The 15,882-nt window shown below is 72.4% G+C and carries 18 protein-coding genes; 6 read left to right on the plus strand and 12 right to left on the minus strand.

All coding sequences use genetic code 11. The features are described 5' to 3' along the window. Positions 1-437, plus strand: a 437-nt coding sequence (locus KIS93_RS13325; protein WP_222107465.1) for a TIGR03667 family PPOX class F420-dependent oxidoreductase, incomplete at its 5' end; no start/stop codon positions are given. Positions 438-804: 367 nt separating this feature from the next. Here KIS93_RS13325 and KIS93_RS13330 read toward each other — a convergent pair. Then, a complete protein-coding gene (locus KIS93_RS13330; RefSeq protein WP_080046173.1) occupies positions 805-1,656 on the minus strand; it encodes a hypothetical protein in 852 nt (283 codons plus the stop codon). Positions 1,657-1,706: 50 nt separating this feature from the next. Beyond that, complete coding sequence (locus KIS93_RS13335) at positions 1,707-2,864, minus strand: helix-turn-helix transcriptional regulator (protein WP_080046174.1); 1,158 nt, start codon at positions 2,862-2,864, stop codon at positions 1,707-1,709. A 46-nt stretch (positions 2,865-2,910) separates the two neighbouring features. Here KIS93_RS13335 and KIS93_RS13340 point away from each other — a divergent pair, with 46 nt between their 5' ends. Beyond that, positions 2,911-3,363, plus strand: coding sequence for a hypothetical protein (locus KIS93_RS13340; protein WP_080046175.1), 453 nt, complete (start codon positions 2,911-2,913; stop codon positions 3,361-3,363). 42 nt (positions 3,364-3,405) lie between these two features. On the opposite strand, the gene KIS93_RS13345 is transcribed toward KIS93_RS13340, so the two are convergent. Next, positions 3,406-3,729, minus strand: coding sequence for a hypothetical protein (locus tag KIS93_RS13345; protein WP_155129367.1), 324 nt, complete (start codon positions 3,727-3,729; stop codon positions 3,406-3,408). Positions 3,730-3,806: 77 nt separating this feature from the next. Between KIS93_RS13345 and KIS93_RS13350 the strand changes: the two genes are divergently transcribed. Then, positions 3,807-4,574 carry an SDR family oxidoreductase gene (locus KIS93_RS13350; protein ID WP_080046177.1) on the plus strand — a complete coding sequence of 256 codons (768 nt, stop codon included), beginning with the start codon at positions 3,807-3,809 and terminating at the stop codon, positions 4,572-4,574. Positions 4,575-4,584: 10 nt separating this feature from the next. Here the strand turns inward: KIS93_RS13350 and KIS93_RS13355 are convergent, their stop codons facing one another. From KIS93_RS13355 to KIS93_RS13385, 7 genes are all read right to left on the minus strand, one after another. Continuing rightward, positions 4,585-5,079, minus strand: a complete 495-nt coding sequence (locus KIS93_RS13355; protein ID WP_080046178.1) for a hypothetical protein — start codon at positions 5,077-5,079, stop codon at positions 4,585-4,587. A 39-nt stretch (positions 5,080-5,118) separates the two neighbouring features. Continuing rightward, complete coding sequence (gene nhaA, locus KIS93_RS13360; protein WP_080046179.1) at positions 5,119-6,915, minus strand: Na+/H+ antiporter NhaA; 1,797 nt, start codon at positions 6,913-6,915, stop codon at positions 5,119-5,121. Between the two features lie 54 nt (positions 6,916-6,969). Continuing rightward, positions 6,970-7,662: a GAP family protein gene (locus KIS93_RS13365; protein WP_186404210.1), complete on the minus strand. Its 693-nt coding sequence runs from the start codon at positions 7,660-7,662 to the stop codon at positions 6,970-6,972. Positions 7,663-7,790: 128 nt separating this feature from the next. After that, the gene (locus tag KIS93_RS13370; RefSeq protein ID WP_080046181.1) at positions 7,791-9,161 is read right to left on the minus strand and encodes a Dyp-type peroxidase; all 1,371 of its coding nucleotides are present in this window, start codon (positions 9,159-9,161) and stop codon (positions 7,791-7,793) included. A 158-nt stretch (positions 9,162-9,319) separates the two neighbouring features. After that, entirely contained in the window at positions 9,320-10,279 is a 960-nt protein-coding gene (locus KIS93_RS13375) for a lytic polysaccharide monooxygenase auxiliary activity family 9 protein (protein ID WP_080046182.1), read from the minus strand. A gap of 97 nt (positions 10,280-10,376) precedes the next feature. Beyond that, positions 10,377-11,687, minus strand: a complete 1,311-nt coding sequence (locus tag KIS93_RS13380; protein WP_080046183.1) for a HAMP domain-containing sensor histidine kinase — start codon at positions 11,685-11,687, stop codon at positions 10,377-10,379. A gap of 10 nt (positions 11,688-11,697) precedes the next feature. Then, positions 11,698-12,375, minus strand: a complete 678-nt coding sequence (locus tag KIS93_RS13385) for a response regulator transcription factor (protein ID WP_080046184.1) — start codon at positions 12,373-12,375, stop codon at positions 11,698-11,700. 27 nt (positions 12,376-12,402) lie between these two features. Between KIS93_RS13385 and KIS93_RS13390 the strand changes: the two genes are divergently transcribed. Beyond that, entirely contained in the window at positions 12,403-12,864 is a 462-nt protein-coding gene (locus KIS93_RS13390; protein ID WP_155129370.1) for a hypothetical protein, read from the plus strand. A gap of 82 nt (positions 12,865-12,946) precedes the next feature. Next, entirely contained in the window at positions 12,947-13,327 is a 381-nt protein-coding gene (locus tag KIS93_RS13395) for a hypothetical protein (RefSeq protein WP_080046186.1), read from the plus strand. On the opposite strand, the gene KIS93_RS13400 is transcribed toward KIS93_RS13395, so the two are convergent. Together KIS93_RS13400 and KIS93_RS13405 are read right to left on the minus strand one after the other, a co-directional pair. Then, positions 13,303-13,797: a 2-thiouracil desulfurase family protein gene (locus KIS93_RS13400; protein WP_080046187.1), complete on the minus strand. Its 495-nt coding sequence runs from the start codon at positions 13,795-13,797 to the stop codon at positions 13,303-13,305. The two genes, KIS93_RS13395 and KIS93_RS13400, sit on opposite strands and share 25 nt — an antisense overlap. Beyond that, positions 13,767-15,125 (minus strand): DHA2 family efflux MFS transporter permease subunit, encoded by a 1,359-nt coding sequence (locus KIS93_RS13405; protein WP_155129373.1) that lies wholly within the window; start codon positions 15,123-15,125, stop codon positions 13,767-13,769. The genes KIS93_RS13400 and KIS93_RS13405 overlap by 31 nt, the downstream gene beginning before the upstream one ends. Positions 15,126-15,169: 44 nt before the next feature. Between KIS93_RS13405 and KIS93_RS13410 the strand changes: the two genes are divergently transcribed. Next, entirely contained in the window at positions 15,170-15,871 is a 702-nt protein-coding gene (locus KIS93_RS13410; protein WP_168018972.1) for a TetR/AcrR family transcriptional regulator C-terminal domain-containing protein, read from the plus strand. Positions 15,872-15,882: the final 11 nt, after the last annotated feature.

The raw sequence follows: 15,882 nt of genomic DNA on the forward strand, positions 1-15,882 counted from the left end.
GAGCGATCGGAGGGGTGATGGCCGGAGTGATTCCCGACAGCGCGTTCGGTGAGCGCGTGCGTGAGCGGCTGGCGGAGGAGCGGGTCATCTGGTTGACCACGATCGGGCCCGATGGGACGCCGCAGCCCAATCCGGTGTGGTTTCTCTGGGAGGGTGGGGACAGCCTGCTGATCTACAACCGGGCCAACGCTCGGCGTCTTGCCCATCTGCGTCGCGGGCCGCAGGTGTCGTTGCACTTCAACACCGATGAGGCTGGTGGGGACGTGGTGGTTTTCAAGGGGGAGGCGGAGATACTCGAAGGGCATTTGCTGGCGGGGGGAGTGCCTGGGTATGTCGGCAAATATCGGGATGGGATCGCGAGGTGGGGGCTGGAGAACTTCGAGCAGGACTATCCCATCGCGATGCGGGTGCGGCTCACCGCCGTCAGGGGTTTCTGAGGAGGGCTGAGTGCAAGGCCGGCGCCCGAGGCCGTGAGGGGGCGGCTGCCCGAGAGGATGGCGGGCGGCGTTGGTGGGCGGGCCTCAGCGGGAGCCGGTGTCCGAGGGGATGGCTGGCGGTGCCCGAGGGGACGGGTGGCGGTGTCCGAGGGGATGGGTGGCGGTGCCCGAGGGGATGGGTGGCGGTGCCCGAGGTGGGAGGGGTGGCGGAGTCCGAAGTGGGAGGGGTGATGCTGAGGCGGTGGCTGGCGTGCGGGCGGGGGTGGTGAGCGGTGCTGAGGGGTTTGTGGGGTTGCTTGTCTGTGGCGTTATGGGCTGTGTTGGTGCGTGTGGGGCGTTGCCGGGAGCGTCAGTGCTCGTTCAAGGGCTAAGTGGTGGTGGCTGTCAGGGAGTGCCACCAGTGTTCTCGGTGGGTGGAACGTAAGAGGCGGTTGTGGAGGACGTGTAGCACCTTGGCGTTGTGGGTGTTCACGTGGAGTTCATCGGACTCGGTGAGGTGGCGGAGGGGGCGGCCCTGGCAGGTGGAGCAGGCGCATGTGCCGTCTCCCAGGCGTTCCACCGGGACGAATTCCAGCCGGTCCGGGACGAATGCGCTGCGGGCGCCGCCTCGGCGCCAGCCGCCCTGGGTTTCGTGCGGCTCCGGGTAGAGGTGGCGCAGGACCTCGCGGACGCCGATGGCGGCCCAGTCCGCGCCGTACGCCAGCGCGCCCAGGGCGGCGATCCCGGTCGAGAGCAGGGGGAACGGGAGCGGGCGGTGCGGGGGGCCGTCCTCGATCACCAGTGCCACCGGTGATCCGTAGTCGGCGATCGTGCGGAGCAGGGTGGCGCGGTCGTTCGTGACCCAGCGCGCGTGTACGGGGAGCACCGCGATGGCGCCCTCCCAGTGGAGGGATTGGTCGAGGATGGAGTTCAGGGCTTTGTGGTCGCCTTTGCTGATATATCCGGAATCGGTTAGAGGGGCCGTGGCGCCCGCTTCCACCTGGTCGGCGATCCAGTCCGCCGAGAGTCGTGCCGTGCCCCGCACCCGGGCGGAGCCGGCGTATCTGCGGCGGTCGGCGAGTAGCGGGCCGTCGTATCCTGCCCTGCGCACCATGCGGATGGCGTCGTGGCCGGCCTGGCCGGTGAAGACCAGGCCGGAGCGGGGGTGTCCGGCCAGGGCCGTCGCGTCGTAGACGTCCCTGACGCTGACCTGGATCAGCAGGCGCTCGTGGAGGTCCATCGCGCGCGCATCCTCGGGGCAGAGGGGTGTCTTGTTGTGAAATATCCCCTTCAGGGGGTGCGGTAACGCTGGGCGAGGGCGTTCACGGTCTCCGACAGCCGGGTACGCAGCGCCGCAGGAGACAGCACCTCGGCGTCCGTTCCCAGTCGCAGGAACTCCCCGACCGCGTGCTCGATCGACTCGATCGGGACCGTCACGCGCGTCCAGCCCTCCTCGTCGGGTGGCAGGGCGCTCTCCCTGGCCGCCGCCACCACTCCAGGCGTCATGAGGTCGGGCAGCCGCTCCACGCCGCGCGGTGACAGCCGCACCACGGCCTCGCCCCATCGCAGCCTCGCCTCGAACGCGGCCAGATGGTCCGCCCAGTACGCGGCCAGGTCGAAACCGTCAGGGCGGGTGAAGCCTTCTGGGAGGGGCTGGAGGTCGAGGATCTGCGAGACGCGGTAGGTGCGGATGTCCTGGTGGTGGGGTGAGCGGCCCTGGAAAGTGGGGGTCTCATCTGACGTGACGGCGTGGATGGGGGCGGGGACGATCTCGGGGCTGGGGCTGGGGCTGGGGCTGGGGCTGGGGCTGGGGCTGGTGGGCGTGGGGATGGTCTCGGATCCGGGGGCTGCGTCCTGGGGCGCGGGGTCCTGGTCGTTCGCCGGGCGGGCCACGAGGTACCAGCGGCCGGCCTTGACGACCAGCCCGTACGGCTCCAGCCGCCGCACCACCTCCTGCGGCTCCTTCCATCGCCGGTACCTGATCTGGATGCGCCGCTCGTTCCAGACGGCGTCGGCCACGGCGGGCAGGTAGGTCGTCGGGTCGGGGTCGCGGTACCAGGTGGGGGCGTCGAGCAGCAAGCGTTCCTGGATGCGGCCGGCGCGGTCGCGTAGCTCGACGGGGAGGGCGGCCATCAGCTTGAGCTGTGCCGCCGCCACCACCGTGCCGAGCCCGAGCTCGGCCGCCGGGCCGGGCAGGCCGGCCAGGAAGAGGGACTCCGCCTCGTCCGCCGTCAGGCCGGTGAGGCGGGTGCGGTAGCCGTCGAGGAGCCGGTAGCCGCCCTTGGGGCCCGCGTCGCCGTACAGGGGGATGCCGGCGGAGTGCAGGGACTCGACGTCGCGGTAGATCGTGCGTACGGACACCTCCAGCCGCTCGGCCAGCTCCTGCGCGGTCATGCGGCCGCGCGTCTGGAGGAGCAGCAGGATGGAGACCAGGCGGGAGGCGCGCATATTCCCTGACACTACCTGTCAGTGACCCTGCCGTACGTTTCCCGACATGAACGACTTCGACTTCCTCGCTGGTCATTGGAACGTGGCCAACCGGCGCCTCATCAGCCCCCTGTCCGGCAGCGACGTCTGGGACGAGTTCCCCGGCAGGTCCGTCGCCACCCGGCACTTCGGCGGGGCGGCCAGCTTCGACGAGATCGAGTTCCCGACGAAGGGGTTCAGCGGACTGACGTTGCGGGTGTACGAGCCGCGGACCCGGCAATGGTCCATCTACTGGGCCAGCAGCGCCAGGGGTGTGCTGGACACCTCGCCCATGGTGGGCGCGTTCGAGGGGGGCAGGGGTGTCTTCTACGGCGAAGAGAGCCACGAGGGGCGGCGGGTGCGCTGCCGGTTCGTCTGGACGGTCGCCGGCGCCGATGCCGCCCGCTGGGAGCAGGCGTTCTCGGACGACGGCGGCCGCACCTGGGAGACGAACTGGACGATGGATCTCAGCCGGGCGTGACCGTCGATGGCGGCAGCGCCCCGGCGCCCGTGTCGGCGGATCTCAGGCGAGGGTGACCGCCGCCGGCCGCAGCGCTCCCGTGCCGGAGTCGGCGGTGGCGGAGCGTACCCAAAGGATCGCGGCCACCGCCACGGCGGCGAGGAGCAGCACCAGGCCGCCCACCACGATCACCCACCACCAGCCCGATCTCGGCGGCTTGGTCTCGTAGAGGGGCACGTCGGGGAGCATGTCGGGGGTGTAGGGGAGGCGGCGCGTGCTGGGCGCGTCGGGAGGCCCCTGGTCGTCCGGCTGCCCGGGATGGGGGTGGCGGTGCCGGATCGTCTGGTTGGGGTCGGGCTGCTGCGGGCCGGGCTGCTCTGGCGTCATGGTCCCCTCGGGCGCGCTGCGCTGGGTCGGGTACGTCAACATTGTCACACTTGGGCGTGCTACCCCGTCCAGGTGTCATGACAGCAGTACTTGTGACGGGTGGCAGCGGGCGCCTCGGCCGTGTCGTCCTGGAGAAGCTGGTCGAGGCGGGGTACGAGGTGCGCGCCACCAGCCGGACGGCACGGTCGGCCGGCGGCGGCGTGCGGTGGATGGTCGCGGACCTCACCACCGGCGCGGGGGTGGCGCAGGCCGTGGCGGGGGCTGAGGTGATCGTGCATCTCGCCTCCGCGCCCTACAAGGGCCGGTACACCCGGCGGGTGGAGCTCGACGGCACGTCGGCGCTGCTCGCGGCGGCTCGGGAGGCGGGGGTGCGGCATCTGATCTACGTCTCGATCGTGGGGGTTGATCGGGTGCCGTGGGGATATTTCCGGACCAAGCTGCAAGCGGAGGGGCTTGTCCGGGGCGGCGGTGTGCCGTGGACGATCGTCCGGGCCACGCAGTTCCACGAGTTCGTGGAGCTGGCGCTCAAGGGCATGGCCGGGGTGGGCGTGGTCGTCGCCGACCCCGGTGTGCTGGTGCAGCCGGTGGACGTGCGGGACCTGGCCGGGCATCTCGTCGCGCTGGCCGGGCGGGGACCCGGCGGTGAGGTGGAGGAGTACGGCGGGCCCGAGTCGCTGACGATGGCCGACGCCGCGACGAGCTGGCTGCGGGCCCGGGGGTTGCGGCGGCCGGTGCTGCGCCTGCGGCTGCCCGGCGGGATGGGCCGCGCCGCCCGCGCCGGACTGCTCACCACGGAGGCTCGGCCCGCGAAGATCACCTGGGAGGAGTACCTGCGCCACTCATGATGGGACGGGTTCAGCTCTGGCCGGGGCCGAAGGGGGGCTGCGGGGGCGTCTGCCAGCCGGGCGGCTGCTGCTGCGGCCCAGGCTGCCAGCCCGGCTGGCCCGGCTGGCCCGGCTGGGGCCCAGGCTGCCATTCGGGCTGGCCCTGGGGCTGCCAGCCCTGCTGCCACGCCCCCGGCGCCCCCTGCTGGGGCTGCGGCTTCCTGGGCATGACGACCGCCGCGATCAGCAGCCCGGTCCCGATCGCCTGCATGAGCATGGAGATCGCGCCGAGGATGAAGGCGAGCGTCTGGTAGCCGCCGTACCCCATCGAGTCGACCAGGCTGGGCGTGAGGAAGGAGAAGACGATGCTGACCACGCCGCCCACCAGCAGCACGATGCAGCCCGCCATGCCCACCACGGACGCGCGCTCGTGCTCCTTCCTGCGCACCGCCATGAGCGCGACACCGCCCAGCAGCACGATGAGCGTCAGGATCAGGTTGAAGGCGTTGAAGACGGTGGAAAGCATCAATCAGCTCCAAGGGGGTCGTTGAGCGACTTGACGACGTTACGCGGACTCCCGGCTTTCTTCCACCGCGCGCGTGATCGAATCGAGATCGTGGCCGCCTTCGTAGCGCACGCCGTTCACGAAGAGGGTCGGGGTGCCGCGCACGCCGCTGTCGCGGCCGGAGGTCTCGTCGACGGCGATGCGGGCGGCGTGGCGGGAGACGTCCGACCAGGGGTCGACGTCCAGCTCGGCGGCGTAGTGCTCGAGGTCGGCGTCGGTGAGGAAGCGCTGGTTGTCGTACAGGATGTCGTGCATCTCCCAGAACCTGCCGCGGTCGGCGGCGGCCTCGGCGACGATGGCGGCGGCGTTGGCGCGCGGGTGCAGGGTGCGCAGCGGGAAGTGGCGGAAGACGAGCCGCACGTCGGGGTTCTTCCTGAGGACCTCTTCGAGGATGGGGTGGAGGCGGCCGCAGTAGGGGCATTCGAAGTCGCCGTACTCGACGAGGGTGACGCGCGCGTCGGCGGGGCCGCGCACGTGGTCGCCGGGGCCGACGGGGACGGCGAGCGTGGTGGGCAGGTCCTCGGCGGGCTCGGCCTCGGGCGGGGCGCAGACGCCGCCGCGGTCCCACGCGAGGCGGAAGATCAGCCAGCCCATGCCGGCGGACAGCAGCGAGCCCGCGAGGATGCCGATCTTGGCTGGGGCGTGCAGGTCGGAGCCGGCGAACGCGAGGTCCACGATGAACAGCGCGACGGTGAACCCGATGCCCGACACGGCGGCCCCGCCCAGGAGCTGCCCCCACACGAGGTTGCCGGGCAGGACGCCCCAGCCGAGGCGCAGCGGCAGCCAGGTGCCGAGCGAGATCCCGGCGAACTTGCCGAGCAGCAGCCCCAGTGCCACGCCGATGGCGACGGGCGAGGTGACGGCGGCGCGCAGGGTCTCGCCGTCGAGCTGGACGCCGGCGTTGGCCAGGGCGAAGACGGGCACGATGACGTAGCTGCTCCACGGGTGCAGCCGCAGCTGCAGGCGCTCGTTGACGGAGACGGCCCGCTGGACGCGCAGCGCGGCCTCGCGGGCGGCGCGGGCGCTGGGCTCGCTGGTGAACTCCTGGACGGCCTCCCCGGCGAGCAGCAGCTTGTGGTCGGTGGGCGCGTACACGAAGACGAGGACCCCGAGCGCGATGCCGATCAGCGTGGGGTGGATGCCGCTCTCCAGCGTGGCCACCCACAGCGCGAACCCCAGCACGATGTACGCCGGCGCCCGCCAGATCTTCAGCCACCGCAGCGTCATGATGGCGGCCAGCAGCACCGCGGCGGTGATGAGGGCGGTCACGGACAGCTCGTCGGTGTAGAAGATCGCGATGATGATGATCGCGAGGACGTCGTCGACGATGGCCAGCGTCAGCAGGAACGCGCGCAGCGGGTCGGGGCAGCGCGCTCCGACCACGGCGAGCAGGCCCAGCACGAAGGCGGTGTCGGTGGCGATCGGCACGCCCCAGCCGCCGGCGCCGGGGCCGCCGTAGTTGAGCAGCAGGTAGACGCCGGCGGGCACGAGCATGCCGCCGAACGCGGCGACGGCGGGCACGGCGATGAGGCGCCGGTCGCGGAGCTGCCCGAGCCGCACCTCGTAGGAGACCTCCAGGCCGATGAGGAAGAAGAAGACGGTCATGAGGCCGTCGTTGACCCAGTGGCGCAGGTCGAGGGAGAACTCGGCGCCGCCGAAGGAGATGCCCATCGAGGTGTGCCAGAACGCCTCGTAGGTGCCGCCCCACGGCGAGTTCGCCCAGAGCAGGGCCAGCGCGGTGGCGACGAGCAGCACGCTGGTGCTGCCGGCCTCGGTACGCAGGAACGCGCGCAACATATCGGATCTCCCCCCGGAGATCTGATCCTAGAGGCGTCCCGTGACCGCGCCCTGTCAGGGGGAGGGCGAGAAGAACAGGTAGGCGGCCGCGTCCCTGGCCAGCAGGAACCCGACGATCGCCAGGCCCCAGCTCAGCATCGACGACGAGTGCTTGGCCAGCCACGCCCGCAATCGCTCCAGCTTCGGCTCCAGCCAGGCGCCCGCGACCGCGCGCAGGCTCATGAGCGCCAGCGTCGGCAGGATCATGATCAGCACGTAGGCGGCCAGCAGCGGCACCCACTGGGCCGCCGCGAGCTCCGAGGTGGTCATCATGCCGATCGCGGCCAGGTACGGCACCATCGTGGCCACTTCGAGCACCCCGGCGGTCAGCCCCACCAGCACCATCGTGCGCGGCCCGCCGGCGCGGGGCTCGAAGGTGCGCTCGGGCAGGCCCCGCTTGGCCCGCCATTTGGGGTCGAAGCGCCAGCTCAGCGCGAACAGCGCGACGCCGAGGGCAAGCTGTACGACGTAGGCGGCCGTGCTGTCGAGCACGTCGCCGAAGGCGTTCATCGCGGTGGACAGCCCGAGCATCAGCGCCACGCCCACCAGGAAGTAGAAGACCGTCACGGTGGCGAGGTAGATCAGCAGCCGCGCGTTGCGGGAGCGGTCGAGACTGAGCATGAGGTAGACGGGGATGCCGAGGGTGCCGAAGCTCGTGCTGTCGAGCACCGCCAGGCCCGCCAGAGTGAGCAGCAGCGCGATGGTCATGCCGGACATCATCGCGAGTAAGGCCAGGTGGCCGCCTCCTCCGGCGGATCGAAACCGGTGTACATCCTTCTGCCCATGCCCGCACGGCCGGGGGAGCGCCGCCCCGGCCGCGCGGGCGTCGGGCGGTGCTACAGGTTGCGCAGGTAGGCCAGGGACGGGGCGAAGAAGTACTCGCCGCCCTTCATGGTGACGGTCTGCGCTACCTGGGCCTGAGGAGCGGACTTGTCCGGCTTGCCCCACACCTTGGGGTAGGTCACCTTGATGTCGCGGTTGCCCTGCCCGATGACGGGGTCGTGACCGGTGCCCTCGACCTCGAAGTCCGGATTGTCGGCCCAGCTCTGCTGGGTGAACTCGAACTGGTCGAGCAGGCTGCCGTTGAACGCCATGAACAGCAGCCCGACCTCGCCGCTCGGCCGGTGCTCCGGCGGCGAGTCGTCCCACGGGTCGTCGGTGCGCTCGCCGTAGGTCTGGCCGCGCCTGGCCATGATCACGTTACGTCCGAACGAGCGCGGGTTCGTCTTCCTGACGTGCCCGGAGAACGGGCACTTCGAGCCGTCGTCGCCGTCGAAGGTGAAGTCGTTGACCACGGTGCCGCCGCCCGGCTTGGGCTTGAGCGTCAGGGGCGTGCCGTCCTTGAACCGGCCGACGAGCATGGCGCCCGCCCGCTCCCGGTCGACTCCGCTCAGGCCCAGCGCGTCGGCGAGGTCCCGCTCGATCTCCTTGAACGCCCGCACGTTCTGCTCCAGCTTCCTGAACACCAGGTAGCTGCCGTGGTGGCGGGACGGATCCGGCGCGAACGGGTCCGGCACCAGGACGTTGCTCAGCGGGAACGCCGGGTCCCAGTGCTCCTTCGGCTCCCTGTCGACCTCGTCGGCCAGGAACAGCGGCTGGCTGCGGCCGTCCACGTAGCCGAAGTGCTCGATGCCGTCGCCGGCCGGGTTGCGCATGCCCTGCCCGCGCTCCTCGCCGAGCAGCCGGGCGCTTTCCGGCAGCCGGCCCAGGATCTCCTTGCGCAGCCGCGCCACCGGCTCCGCCTCGGCGTCGCCGATGAGGATCACCGCGTGGATCTCGCGCTGGTAGACGCGCTCCCACGCCTCCACGGGCGGGTCGTTCACCTCGGCGATCCGCCGCTTCATGCCGTCGCGGAAGACCGGGTCGCCGAACTTGCGCACGTCCTGCACCGAGTGGCCGAGGTCGCGGTAGCCGGCCTTGCTGATGCCGAGCCCCACGTACGGGGTTCCGCGGCGGCGGCCGGCCGCGAAGTCCCGTACCTCCCGCAGGTGCTCGCGTGCCGACTTCATCTTCGTCGTCGCGACCCAGCGCAGGAACGCCCTGCCCGCGGCCACGTCGTTGAACCGGACGAACAGCACGGATAGGTGCTCACGGACGTGAGCCCGCAGGATGTTCGGCTGGAGGTTGTCGAGCATCGCCACGGTGTCCGCGTCGAGCGTGGCCGAGTCCCAGGCCAGGGGTCGTTCGTTGTTCAGGTCGACAGGCATTGCCGTGTCCCTTCCCCGTATCCGATGAAAATCGGGCCCCCTTGGCGCGCTACGGAACATCGCTCCCCAGCGATCCCCCGTCTTCCAGCGCGTCCCACCGGTACGACTCGCGGGCGGCGGGGAAAGTTTCCAGGAAACGGGCAGGCGAGATTTCCCGATCAGCCGGCGGTGAGCGTGGTCCTGGCGACGTCGCCGTTCTCGCAGCGCACGGTCACGGCGTACGTGCCGGGCCTGGCCGGCTTCAGGGTCGGGGACCAGGTGGCGGCGGGCGTGGCGGGGCGGTTCCGGGCGGGGCTGAAGGCGGCGGAGGTGATGTCGCGCACCCGGGAGGCGCCGCACACGGCCGTCACCTTCACGCGCGCGCCCGTGGCGGGGGAGACGCCTACGCCCGCGTTGATGCCGCCCGTCGGAGTCGGAGCCGGGGTGGGCTTCGGGGTGGCGGTCGGTGTGCCGGTGGGGGTGGGGGCGGGTGACGGGTTGCTCTGCCCGAAGACCACGTCCGAGCAGGAGTAGAACGCCTCCGGGCTGTCGCTGCGCTGCCAGATCGCGTAGATGAGGTGGCGGCCCTGGCGGGACGGGAGCTTGGCGGTCATCGTGTAGAAGCCGTCGGTCACGGCCGGGTTCGTGACGGTGTGGAACGGCGTGGACTCCAGGTCCGACCACTTCAGCGGCCTGGCCGGGTCGTAGCCGTCCTTGGTGAGGTAGAGCTCGAAGGAGCCCTTGTGCGGGGCGGTCGCCCGGTACTTGAAGGTGTGGGTGGCGCCCGCGGTCATCGTGGTCGCCGGCCAGTCGGCGCGGGCCTGGTCGAAGCCCCGGTACTTGTCGCGGCCGGCGCTGCACAGCTTCCCGTCGGGGATGATCTGGCGGTGGCGGCCGGCGGCGTCGGCGATGTTGACCTCGTTCCAGTCGTACAGGGGCTGGGTGCCGCCGATCGCGACGGCCTGCTTGCACGCGGCCGATCTGGGGCTCTCCGGGCCCTCGCCGTAGCAGACCATCGTGCGGCTGGGCGGATTGCTCATGGTGCCGTGGGCGGAGGCGGTGCCGGGGGCGACGGCGAGCACGAGCAGCGTGGGGGCGGCCAGGGTGGTGGCGACGAGCGCCTTGCGGTTGATCTGCATGCAGAACACCTTGGAGCACCAGAAAAGCCGAAATATGGGGCTTAAGTGTCCTTTAAGGCTGGCTTAGACAGCTCTTCAGAGCGCGGCGCGGACGTCTTCAGAGCGCGGCGCGGGCGTCGCCGCCGCGCGGCGCGGTCGGCTTTTCGGAACGCAGCCAGACCTGCACCTGGGCCCCGCCCAACGACGAGCGGTCCAGCCGCAACGACCCGCCGGTCGACTCCGCCAGCCGCCGCGCGATGTCCAGCCCCAGCCCGGTGGACCCGCTGCCGCTGGCACCCCGCTCCAGCGCCGCCTCCGGGTCGGGGATGCCGGGCCCCGCGTCGGCCACCAGGATGCCGACCACGTCGCGGCCCTCGTGCAGCGTGACGCTGAACGCCGTCCCCTCGGGCGTGTGCCGGAACACGTTCCCGAGCAGCGCGTCCACCACCGCCGTCAGCTCCCCCGCCGGTACGGGCGCCCGCACCGGCAGCGTGGCCCCGACGAGCCGCCACGGCCGCCCCTGGTCCTCGGCCAGCGCCGACCAGAAGGCCAGCCGCTCACGCAGCACCTCCGCAGCGTCGCACGACCGGGCCGTCCGGGAGGGGCGGCGGGCCGCCGAGATGACCGTGGTGACCTCGGTTTCGAGCCGGGCCAGCGCCTGCCGGCTCGGCTCCGCCTCCGGGCCGAGCTGGTCGAGGCTGAGCTTGAGCGCGGTCAGCGGCGTGCGCAGCCGGTGCGAGAGGTCGGCGGCCAGCTCCCGCTCGGCCGCGAGGAGCTGCGTGACCCGGTTGGCCATGGTGTTGAACGCGTTGGCCGCCGCCTTCAGCTCGGGCGGCCCGTCGGGGTGGATGCGCTCGCTGAGGTCGCCGGAGCCCAGCGCGCCGGCGGCCGTGCCGAGGCGGCGCGCCGCTCGTACGACGCGGGCCCCGAGCCGGTCGCCGACCAGCACCGAGCCGAGCACGAGCACCACGGCCACGCCCGTCAGCACCGCCCACGAGGTGAGCACGCCCCGGTTGAGGTCGTCGGCGGGCACGAACACCTCGATCACCGCGCCCCGGTCGCCGTCCAGCGCGACGGGGCGCAGCAGCACGTACCCGCCGTCCAGCTCGACCGTGCTCGCCCTGGTGCGGGCGGCGGCCCCGGCGACCTGCGCGGCGGGGGCGCGCGGCGTGCCGACCGTGGCGCCGCCCTGGACGTGCACGGCCAGCAGGCCGCGCCGCCCCGCCTCGGTCCGCGCCATCGCGTGCCCGAGGTCGTCGCTCCTGGTCGTCAGGGCCAGCACCGGCACCAGCGCCGACGCCTGCCGCTCGGCGCCCGCGACGGCCCTGCTCTGCGCGGTCTCCCTGACGATCAGCGCCAGCGGCACCAGGAAGGCCAGCGCGACCATGGAGGTGACGGCGACCATCAGCGCCGCGAGGGTCCTCCTCATCGGCGGCCTCTCACCGGGGCGCCGACAACATGAACCCGACGCCGCGTACGGTGTGCAGGTACCGGGGCCGGGCGGCGCTCTCGCCGAGCTTGCGGCGCAGCCACGACAGGTGCACGTCGATCGTCTGGTCGTCGCCGTAGGCCAGCCGCCACACCTCGGCCAGCAGTTCCTTGCGGGTCACCACCCGGTCGGCGCGGGCGGCGAGGTAGGCGAGCAGGTCGAACTCGCGCCTGGTCAGCGCGAGCGGACCGCCGTCGAGCGCGGCCTCCCGCCGGTCCACGTCCACGACCAGGCCGCCGACCGCGATCGTGCGGGGCGCGGGCGCGGACCTGGCGCGGCGCAGCACCGCGTCCAGGCGGGCGCTCAGGTGGTCGCCGGAGAACGGCTTGACCAGGTAGTCGTCGGCGCCGGCGCGCAGCAGCCGGACGATCTCGGCCTCGTCGTCGCGGGCGGTGGCCACGATGACCGGCACGTCGGAGACGCCGCGCACCATGCGCAGCGCCTCGGAGCCGTCGAGGTCGGGCAGGCCGAGGTCGAGGATGACGGCGTCGGGAGGGGACTGCGCGATCTCCCTGAGCGCGTCGAGGGCGCAGCCGGCGCTGCGGACGGCGTGCTGCCGCCGGCCCAGCTCGTGGATGATCGCCGATCTGACGAATTCGTCGTCTTCGACTACGAGGACCGTCGCCATGGGGCCCCACCGTACATAATGCCTCTCATGCGGCGAGCCCTGAGATACGCGGCGATCTGGTGCGGCGCCACCGTGGTCGCGGTGTCGGTCTCGTGGTTCGGCGTGCGCGGGGTGCTGCGCGAGGAGTTCGTGGACGACGTGGACGTGGAGCCGTTCCTGGCGCAGACGATCGCGGCCGGCGCGCGGACGAAACCGCCGGCCACGCCGAAGCCGACCCCGGCGAGGACACCCGCGACGAAGCCGCCGGTGAGATCCAAGACGCCCGCCCCAACCCCGTCGCTCAAGGTGATGAAGGTGAAGGGCGGCGAGGTGGCGTTCACGCTCGGCCCCGAGGGCTGCCGCCTGATCTCGGCCACCCCGGCGGGCGGCTACACCGCCACGATCGCCCGCGCCGACGGCTGGATCCGGGTGGACCTGGCCAGGGACGGGCACGGCACGGGCGTGTTCTGCATCGGCCACGAGCGGCGTACCGACACCTGGGAGTACTAGAGGCCGCCTACGCCTCCAGGCGTAGGCGAGGCGACTACTCAGAGCCGATTCCGCCCGCCCGGCCGCGTGGCAGCGTGGAGTCATGGACGCACTCCGGAGGTCGCTGGGCGCGCTGTCGCTGCTGTACGCGCTGGTCTTCGTCACGTTCGCGCTGCTGCACGCCGGCGTCGGGCTGGGGCCGTTGTGGCAGCCGGTGATCGTGCCGGCCGCGATCGTGGAGACGCTGTGCTGCTTGGTGCTGGTCGGCGGCGGGTACGGCGCGCTGGCCCGGCGGCCGTGGGCCTGGGACGGCCTGCTCTACACGCACGCGGCGGCGCTGGGCGGCGTGCTGCTCGGGATCTTCGCGCTGGCCTTCGGCCCGGAGGACGGGAACACGCTGCTCACCTGGTATCACAGCATCATGGCGATCATGCTGGCGGCCGGGCTGAGCGGCGCCTTCTACGCCTCCAGGGTGCGCAGGTAGCCGGCGGCCTCGGGCACCTGCTCCTCGTTGAAGACCCGGATGCCGCTCCGCTCCAGCAGCGCCGTGGTGACGCCCTGACCCGGCACCTTGTGCCCCTGGAAGGTGCCGTCGTAGACGGCGAGCGCGCCGCACGAGGGGCTGCCCTCCTTGAGCACCGCGACGCGGATGCCGTGCGTGCGCGCCACGGCCAGCGCCTGCCGCGCGCCGGCCAGGAACTCGGCGGTCACGTCGGACCCGTCGCTCGCCAGCACGCGGGCGGCGCCGGCCAGGACGGCCGCTCCGCCCGCGCCGCCCTCGATCTCGGCGGCGGGTCTCGGCACGGGCAGCCCGCCCGACACCTCGGGGCAGAACGGCACCAGCCGCCCCTCCTCGCGCCACCCGGCGAGCCACGCGTCGGAGCTGGTCTTCGCGCCGCCGTCGTAGCGCACCTTGCGGCCCATCAGGCAGGCGCTGACGAGGATCTTCTCCACGTACCCGATCCTATGAGCGCGATCGGCAGCAGCGTGACGGCGGCCAGCGCGACCGCCACCCAGAACGTGCTGGCGAACGGGTGCGCCGCGCCCGCCCTGGTGAACACCTGCAGCAGCACGGCCATGAGCGCGACCCCGAACGGCGCGGCGACGCGCAGCGTGATCGTGCTCAGCGTGGTCGCCGCCGGGATGGCGGCGGGCGCCAGCGTCTTGTACGCCGCCGCCATCACGGAGGTGGCGACGAGCCCGTGGCCGAGCCCGAGCGTGAACATCGGCACGAACCCCCCGCCCGCCAGCGTGAACGCGGCGATGCTGGCCGCCACCAGCAGCACGCCCGCCGCTCCGACGCCGCGCGGCCCCCTGCTGTCGGTGAGCTTGCCGGCCAGCGGCATCGTGATGGCCGCGCCGACGCCCATCGGCGCGAGCAGCAGCCCGGCGTCCAGCGCGGAGCCGCCCGCGGCGAGCTGGCTGTAGAGCGGGACGAGCACGGTGAAGCCGAGCATCGCGGCCGAGTAGCAGGCCAGGGCGAGCACCGCGGCGGCGAACGTGCGGTCGCCGAACAGCCGCAGGTCCACCAGCGACGTGCCGCGCAGCGCCCGGACGGCGAAGGCGGCGATCAGGGCCACGCCGATCCACAGCGCGGGGTGCAGGAGCGAGGCCCCGTCGCCGACCTCGGACAACCCGTAGACCACGGCGACCAGGCCGGGGGAGAGCAGGGCCAGGCCGAGCACGTCCAGCCGCTCGCTCCGCCCCGCACCGGCCTCGCGGGGCAGCAGGAGGAGCGCGGCGAGCAGGGCCACGGCGCAGACGGGCACGTTGACCAGGAACAGCCACCGCCATCCCGGGCCCTGCACGATCAGGCCGCCGAGGGGCGGCCCGAGCACGGGCACCAGCATGGCGGGCACCGAGATCAGGCTCATCGCCCGGCCCATCCGCTCCTTGCCCGCCGCCTGGGCCAGCATCATCTGCCCAACGGGCTGGAGCAGGCCGCCGCCCAGCCCCTGGACGACGCGGAAGACGACCAGGCTGCCCAGCGACCAGGCGGCGGCGCAGAGCGCGGAGCCGGCGACGAACAGCACGAGCGAGACGAGCCAGACGTTCCTGACGCCGAACCGGCCGACGGCCCAGCCGGTGACCGGCACCGTCATGGACATGGCGAGCAGGTATCCGGTGGCCGCCCACTGGATGCCGGCGAGCGAGGTGTGGAAGTCGCGGGCCAGGGTGCCGAGCGCGACGTTGACGATCGTGGTGTCGAGCATCGTCATGACGACGCCGAGCAGGACGACGAGGCCGGTGGTCCAGGAGGAGTTTCGTACGGCGTATCGCATGTCGTACACCGTAACACTTTCGTACGCTGTCTAAAATGGGCGGCGTGACGTCGATCTGGTCGAGACCTCAGCCGCCCCGCCGCCCCGTGCTCAGCCGGGAGGCGATCGTGGCCGCGGCCATCGCCGTGGCCGACGCCGAAGGGCTCGACGCGGTCTCGATCCGGCGGGTGGCCACCGAGCTGGGCGCCCGCGCGATGACGCTGTACTCCTACATCGAGCGCAAGGAGGACCTGCTCGCGCTGATGGCCGACGAGATCGCCGCCGAGGCGGTGGTCGAGGAGCCGCTGCCCGCCGACTGGCGCGAGGCGCTGCTGCTGCTCGCCCGGCGCGAGCGCGAGCTGGTGCGGCGGCACCCGTGGCGGGTCGACCTGGTCGGCCAGCGGGTGCCCGTCGGGCCCAACGCGCTGCGGCACGTCGAGCAGAAGCTGGCCGCCTTCGACGGGCTCGGCATCGACCGGCTGACGGCCTGGCGGTTCCTGGCGGTGTTCAACGACTACATGACCGGGTTCGTGGTCAGGGAGGCCCTGGAGCGCCGGGTGCCCAGGGAGCAGGGGTTCGACGACACGGAGCGGGCCGCGCTGGCGGAGCCGTACATCAAGGAGCTGATCGAGGGCGGCGCGTTCCCCCGGCTGGCGCCGATGATCGAGCAGGGCGTGCAGGGCGCCGGCGACACCTTCGAGCGCGGCCTCAACTGGGTGCTGGACGGGATGGAGGGCTCTCTCGGGGGCGGCGCTCCCGGGCGATAGCCTTACCCCCG

This window comes from [Actinomadura] parvosata subsp. kistnae (genome assembly GCF_900323885.1).
In the GTDB taxonomy this organism is placed as follows: Bacteria; Actinomycetota; Actinomycetes; order Streptosporangiales; family Streptosporangiaceae; genus Nonomuraea; species Nonomuraea composti.